The 6,000-nt window shown below is 48.5% G+C and carries 3 protein-coding genes; 1 reads left to right on the top strand and 2 read right to left on the bottom strand.

The genetic code is table 11. The annotated features are described in order from the left end of the window. Positions 1-15 precede the first annotated feature (15 nt). Entirely contained in the window at positions 16-423 is a 408-nt protein-coding gene (hns, locus tag DPA2511_RS10090) for a histone-like nucleoid-structuring protein H-NS (protein ID WP_012765564.1), read from the bottom strand. A 377-nt stretch (positions 424-800) separates the two neighbouring features. On the opposite strand from hns, the gene DPA2511_RS10085 reads away from it, so the two are divergent. Continuing rightward, entirely contained in the window at positions 801-1,397 is a 597-nt protein-coding gene (locus tag DPA2511_RS10085; RefSeq protein WP_012765563.1) for a thymidine kinase, read from the top strand. 1,012 nt (positions 1,398-2,409) lie between these two features. Here the strand turns inward: DPA2511_RS10085 and adhE are convergent. Continuing rightward, on the bottom strand, positions 2,410-5,109 hold the full coding sequence (gene adhE, locus DPA2511_RS10080) for a bifunctional acetaldehyde-CoA/alcohol dehydrogenase (protein ID WP_023638296.1): 2,700 nt from the start codon (positions 5,107-5,109) through the stop codon (positions 2,410-2,412). Between the last annotated feature and the right edge of the window lie 891 nt (positions 5,110-6,000).

Raw genomic sequence — 6,000 nt, 5'->3', positions numbered from 1 at the left:
TTTATTAAAGAGGGTTTAGAGCAGGAAATCATCCAGAGATTTACCTTGTTCTTCAATGGCCTTTTTGATTACCGCTGGAGTGCGGCCTTGACCGGTCCAGGTTTTCAACTCGCCATTTTCATCGGTGTATTGGTATTTTGCCGGGCGCGCAGCACGTTTGGCTTTACCCGTAACCTTGGCTGAACCTAACGATTGAAGTAATTCGTTAGGATCAATACCATCGGCAATTAACATATCGCGATATTGCTGTAATTTGCGTGCACGTTCTTCGATTTCTGCCTGAGCCTGGTTTTCTTCTTCGCGGCGTTCATTTACCACGACTTCCAGTTTCTCCAGCATTTCTTCCAAAGTCTCCAGACTACATTCCCTTGCCTGGGCGCGCAGAGTACGGATGTTGTTTAGAATCTTCAGTGCTTCGCTCATTGTATTAATCTCGAAATAAATATTTATCGGTGATAGTACGCAGATAATAGAGTGCCATTTTCTTTTCTGCAATAGGCAGAATTGTAATATTGTTAAAATTTGGCTGATTTAAAACAGTAATCACGTTACTGCTGCAATATAAAAATGTTCTGTGCGGGTAATTGATTATGTTATCGAGAGTGGAGATAAATAGAGGCCAATCTATACCTGCGAACACACTCTAAAACATTATGGGCGTTTTTATATAACAAAATTGCTGAACATTTATTGGACATAACTTTGGGTTTCAGGCCATGCCAGCAGCTCAACATCATTGCCTGTGTTACAATAATTTTCAACGATTACAAACCGATGTCCAGGATACGAGGAGGGCCGAAATGGCTCAACTTTATTTTTATTATTCGGCAATGAATGCAGGAAAATCGACAGCGCTGCTGCAATCTTCATATAACTATCAAGAGCGCGGTATGCGTACTATGGTGTTTACGGCTGAAATAGATGACCGGTCGGGTCTCGGCAATGTCAGTTCCCGTATCGGCCTTTCCTCGCCGGCATTATTGTTTAATGAACATACGGATTTATTCCTGACCCTGGAGCAAGAACATCGGCAGCAAACTATTCATTGCGTACTTATTGATGAAAGTCAGTTTTTGAGTCGAGAACAGGTAGGTCAACTGTGCGATGTGGTCGATCAACTGGATATCCCGGTTTTATGTTATGGCCTCAGAACGGATTTTCGCGGTGAATTGTTTAGCGGAAGTCATTATTTATTGGCATGGGCCGACAAATTGATAGAGCTTAAGACGGTCTGTCATTGCGGGCGTAAAGCCAACCATGTATTGCGGCTTGATCAGAATGGAAAACCTGTCATTGAGGGGGCCCAGGTGGTTATAGGCGGGAATGAGAGTTATGTCTCCGTGTGCCGAAAACATTATAAAATTGCACTGGGGCTGACACGTAAAGAGAACGAGTAGTTGTTTCTTATGGCGGGGGATTTATATCCTCAATAATCCGAATTGCAGGCAAGCGACAAGTCAGTGAATCCCGATGCGCTTATTCCGATAAGTTATTTGGGTGAGTGACAAGTCTGCCGGGAGCAGATTAAACCCTGCTTGCTGCGTCCCCTACGGGGAGAGGCCCAGGGATGGGCGAATAATAAAGCCAATGCACCTGCAACTAAATCTGACGGTTATAGCTGTATTTACGCATATTAATAATCTGATAATGATTCCATCCGGTGATGGTCGGTGTGATGGCATGATTCCCGACGATGGTTAAGCGATGTTGAATTAAAGAAGATAACAATCTATCCGTGTTGTTTCTCAGGATAATGCGTGCGACATGAAATTGTATCTATCTCTTTCCATCCGTATTTTCTTTTACGCTTTGGTTAATGATTATTTCGAATATGGTATCAGGTCATCGTGTTGATACACGGTTATCTGGCACCGCAGGCCCATTAATCGTGTAGGGATTCCTGTCGATAGCGTCATGTTGCATAAATTAAGTTGCCGGAAGGCGACACGTGAGTGAATCCCGGTGAGTTGATCCGGTAGTGGCTTGGGTGAATGAACGCCGTCAGCGTCTTAGCACCGGATGTATGACGGGGATATATCTCTATATGCTTTGCCTTCTCCTGCTTGTTGTCGTGAATAAGCCGGTCGCGCGCGCAGGCGTGCAATACACGTTGTGGCACTCGTCTCTGATACACCGATGGGCGAGGGTTGTAGAACGTGTTGAGGCGTTATGGCGCCCGGTAGCAGGTTTATCATCGAGTGAACCGGCCAACCGCGAATGGGCTGCGTAAGCGGGGAATATTTCAGTCACTGGGGCATCAAGGTTGCCTGTTAGAGCGCCGCATAAAAAAATCCGCAACCTCGTTGAGATTACGGATTTTACTGTTCTGCCGGGGCAAGCGACCGGCTAGATTTGATTAACCGCTCACCTTACCGCATGGGCCATTTTTAGCATGACCGAGAAGAAAGATTAATTAACGGCTTTTTTTTCTTTCTTTTCTGCTTTTGCCGGTGCCGGTGCCGGTGCCGGTGCAGGTACCGCTTTGGCTTCAGTGACAGCATGCTCGGTAAACGGACGGCCGTAGAATGTGTCCAACAGAATCTGCTTCAATTCTGAGATCAGCGGATAACGCGGGTTGGCGCCGGTACACTGATCGTCGAACGCATCTTCAGACAGTTTGTCCACCTTGGACAGGAAATCCGCCTCCTGCACGCCGGCCTCACGAATAGAGGTGGGGATACCCAGTTCCTTCTTCATGCCTTCCAGCCACAACAGCAATTTTTCGATTTTCTGCGCGGTACGATCGCCAGGAGCGCTCAAGCCCAAATGGTCTGCCACTTCGGCATAACGACGGCGTGCCTGAGGACGGTCATACTGGCTGAATGCCGTCTGCTTGGTCGGGTTGTCGTTGGCGTTATAACGGATCACGTTAGCGATTAGCAGGGCATTGGCCAGCCCGTGCGGAATATGAAACTCGGAACCCAGTTTGTGAGCCATGGAGTGACAGACGCCGAGGAAGGCGTTGGCAAACGCGATACCGGCTATCGTGGCGGCGTTGTGAACACGCTCGCGTGCCACCGGGTTCTTGGCACCCTCGTTATAGCTTGCCGGCAGGTTTTCTTTCAGCAGTTTCAACGCCTGCAACGCCTGGCCGTCAGAGTATTCATTGGCCAGTACGGAGACGTAGGCTTCCAATGCATGGGTAACAGCATCGAGACCACCGAATGCGCACAGGGATTTCGGCATGTTCATTACCAGATTGGCATCGACGATAGCCATATCGGGTGTCAGCGCATAGTCGGCCAATGGATATTTCTGTCCGGTGGCGTCATCGGTCACTACGGCGAATGGCGTGACTTCTGAACCGGTGCCGGATGTCGTGGTAATGGCGATCATCTTCGCCTTGACGCCCATTTTCGGGAATTTATAGATACGCTTGCGGATATCCATGAAGCGCAAAGCCAGCTCTTCGAAGTGAGTATCCGGGTGTTCGTACATGACCCACATGATCTTGGCGGCATCCATTGGGGAACCACCACCCAGTGCGATAATGATGTCCGGTTTGAACGCATTAATTTGTTCGGCGCCTTTGCGCACGATGCTGAGTGTCGGATCCGCCTCTACTTCGAAGAACACGTCTGTTTCCAGGCCGTTTTGTTTCAGTACGGAAGTGATCTGATCAACATAGCCGTTATTAAACAGGAAACGGTCAGTGACGATGAAAGCACGTTTGGCGCCATCGCTGGCGACTTCTTCCAGCGCAATCGGTAATGAGCCGCGGCGGAAGTAGATCGATTTGGGAAGCTTGTGCCACAACATATTTTCCGCCCGTTTGGCTACGGTTTTACGGTTGATCAAGTGTTTCGGCCCGACGTTTTCCGAAATGGAGTTACCGCCCCAAGAGCCGCAACCCAGCGTCAGGGAAGGGGCCAGTTTGAAGTTGTACAGATCGCCGATACCGCCTTGCGATGCCGGGGTGTTGATCAAAATACGCGCGGTCTTCATCTTATCGCCAAAATAGCTGATGCGGCTGGACTGGTTGTCCTGATCGGTATAAAGGCAGGAGGTATGGCCGATACCGCCCATGGCGACCAGTTTTTCCGCTTTTTCAACTGCGTCTTCAAAATCTTTGGCCCGGTACATGGCCAGCGTCGGGGACAGTTTTTCATGGGCGAACGGTTCGGATTCGTCGGTTTTGCTGACTTCGCCGATCAGCACTTTGGTGCTGGCCGGAACGGTGAGTCCCGCCAGTTCGGCAATACGAGGCGCCGGTTGACCGACGATTGCGGCATTCAGCGCGCCGTTTTTCAACAGTACGCCTTGTACGGCGGTCAGTTCTTTATCTTTCAGCAGATAACCACCGTGGGTGGCAAAGCGTTCACGCACGGCATCATACGCAGAATCCACCACGATCACTGATTGTTCCGACGCACAGATAACGCCATTGTCGAAGGTTTTCGACATCAGGATGGAGGCGACAGCGCGTTTGATATCCGCCGTTTCATCGATAACGACCGGTGTATTGCCCGCGCCCACGCCGATGGCCGGTTTACCGGAGCTGTATGCCGCTTTCACCATCCCCGGGCCGCCTGTCGCCAGGATCAGGTTGATGTCGGGGTGATGCATCAATTGGTTGGAAAGCTCCACGGAAGGTTCGTCGATCCAGCCAATAATGTCTTTCGGCGCGCCAGCGGCAATCGCGGCTTGTAACACGAGATCCGCGGCTTTGTTCGTGGCGTTTTTCGCGCGAGGGTGTGGGGAGAAGATGATGCCATTGCGGGTTTTAAGGCTAATCAATGCCTTGAAGATTGCGGTGGAGGTTGGGTTGGTCGTTGGGACGATACCGCAAATAATACCGATGGGTTCTGCGATAGTGATGGTGCCAAAGGTATCATCCTCAGACAAGACGCCGCAGGTTTGTTCGTCTTTATAAGCGTTATAGATGTATTCGGAAGCAAAGTGATTCTTGATCACTTTATCTTCGATAATCCCCATGCCGGATTCCGCTACCGCCATTTTGGCCAACGGAATTCGGGCATCAGCAGCAGCTAATGCAGCCGCACGGAAGATTTTATCTACCTGCTCCTGCGTATAATTAGCAAATATATGCTGTGCTTTCTTCACTCGTTCGACCAAGGCGTTGAGTTCAGCAACGTTTGTTACGGCCATAATACTCTCCTGTAATGTTAAGCTCTTTCAGTCAATGGGCCGGATTACAGGCGAGTAACTCTCTCAATTACCTCGACGGGCGAAACGTCTCTGACGTCGGGTAATGTGAGGTTATCTCCATTGACTCAAAGCGCTTACTATGACACCTATAGCTGACAATTCATGTTATCTATACGGGTTTCTCAATGATTCCTAAAAATACGATCGACAACGTATATTAATTATTGTCTGTTTCAGTATGAATCCAGAATACTCGTTTGCTTACCCCGATTTTGTGATCGATATCTACAAATCTTCAAGCTGACTCCATTCAGCATCGCGTTTTCAATGATCAAATCCACAGGCATTCGTTGTTATTTGAATAAAATAATCGATTATTAAATCCATGTTATCTGTGTGTTTATCCCGTTATTTTAATAAAACATGGTTGATGATCACGTTAAATTCAGTGGAAAGAAGCGCGGAACATCATCACTAAAGCGATCAGAATTCCTAATGTTACCCATACATCGTCATGCTGTGGCGGAAATCGACAATATGACGTGGTGGCGAATCCCCAATGGGTTCCCCAGGATGAGGCTGCTCTGCATGAACCGGAACCGCCCCGGTGTTTCTCCTGATTGAATGGCGTCAGCTCAGCGGGGCCAATTTCATCCGGTAGGGGGGGGCCCGGAGGAAAAAGTCCGGCGACTACCAGGTTCCACCCAGACTTATCGCGTCTATGTATGCCATAACATCATTCAATTTATTAAATATATTTATGTTTATGTGCGAAATAAGCTCATCGAATATACCCGCTCAATCTATACTTTCTGTTTTACACATCAACGCTTGATTGCTTTTTTGTTGTTAATTTCGTCACATTGTCTGTTTCTTATGTTGAGAAAATGC

The organism is Musicola paradisiaca NCPPB 2511, from assembly GCF_000400505.1.
GTDB classification, from domain to species: domain Bacteria; phylum Pseudomonadota; class Gammaproteobacteria; order Enterobacterales; family Enterobacteriaceae; genus Musicola; species Musicola paradisiaca.
The sequence above is the reverse complement of the archived record's forward strand: the minus strand, read 5'-3'. Positions and strand labels throughout refer to the sequence as shown.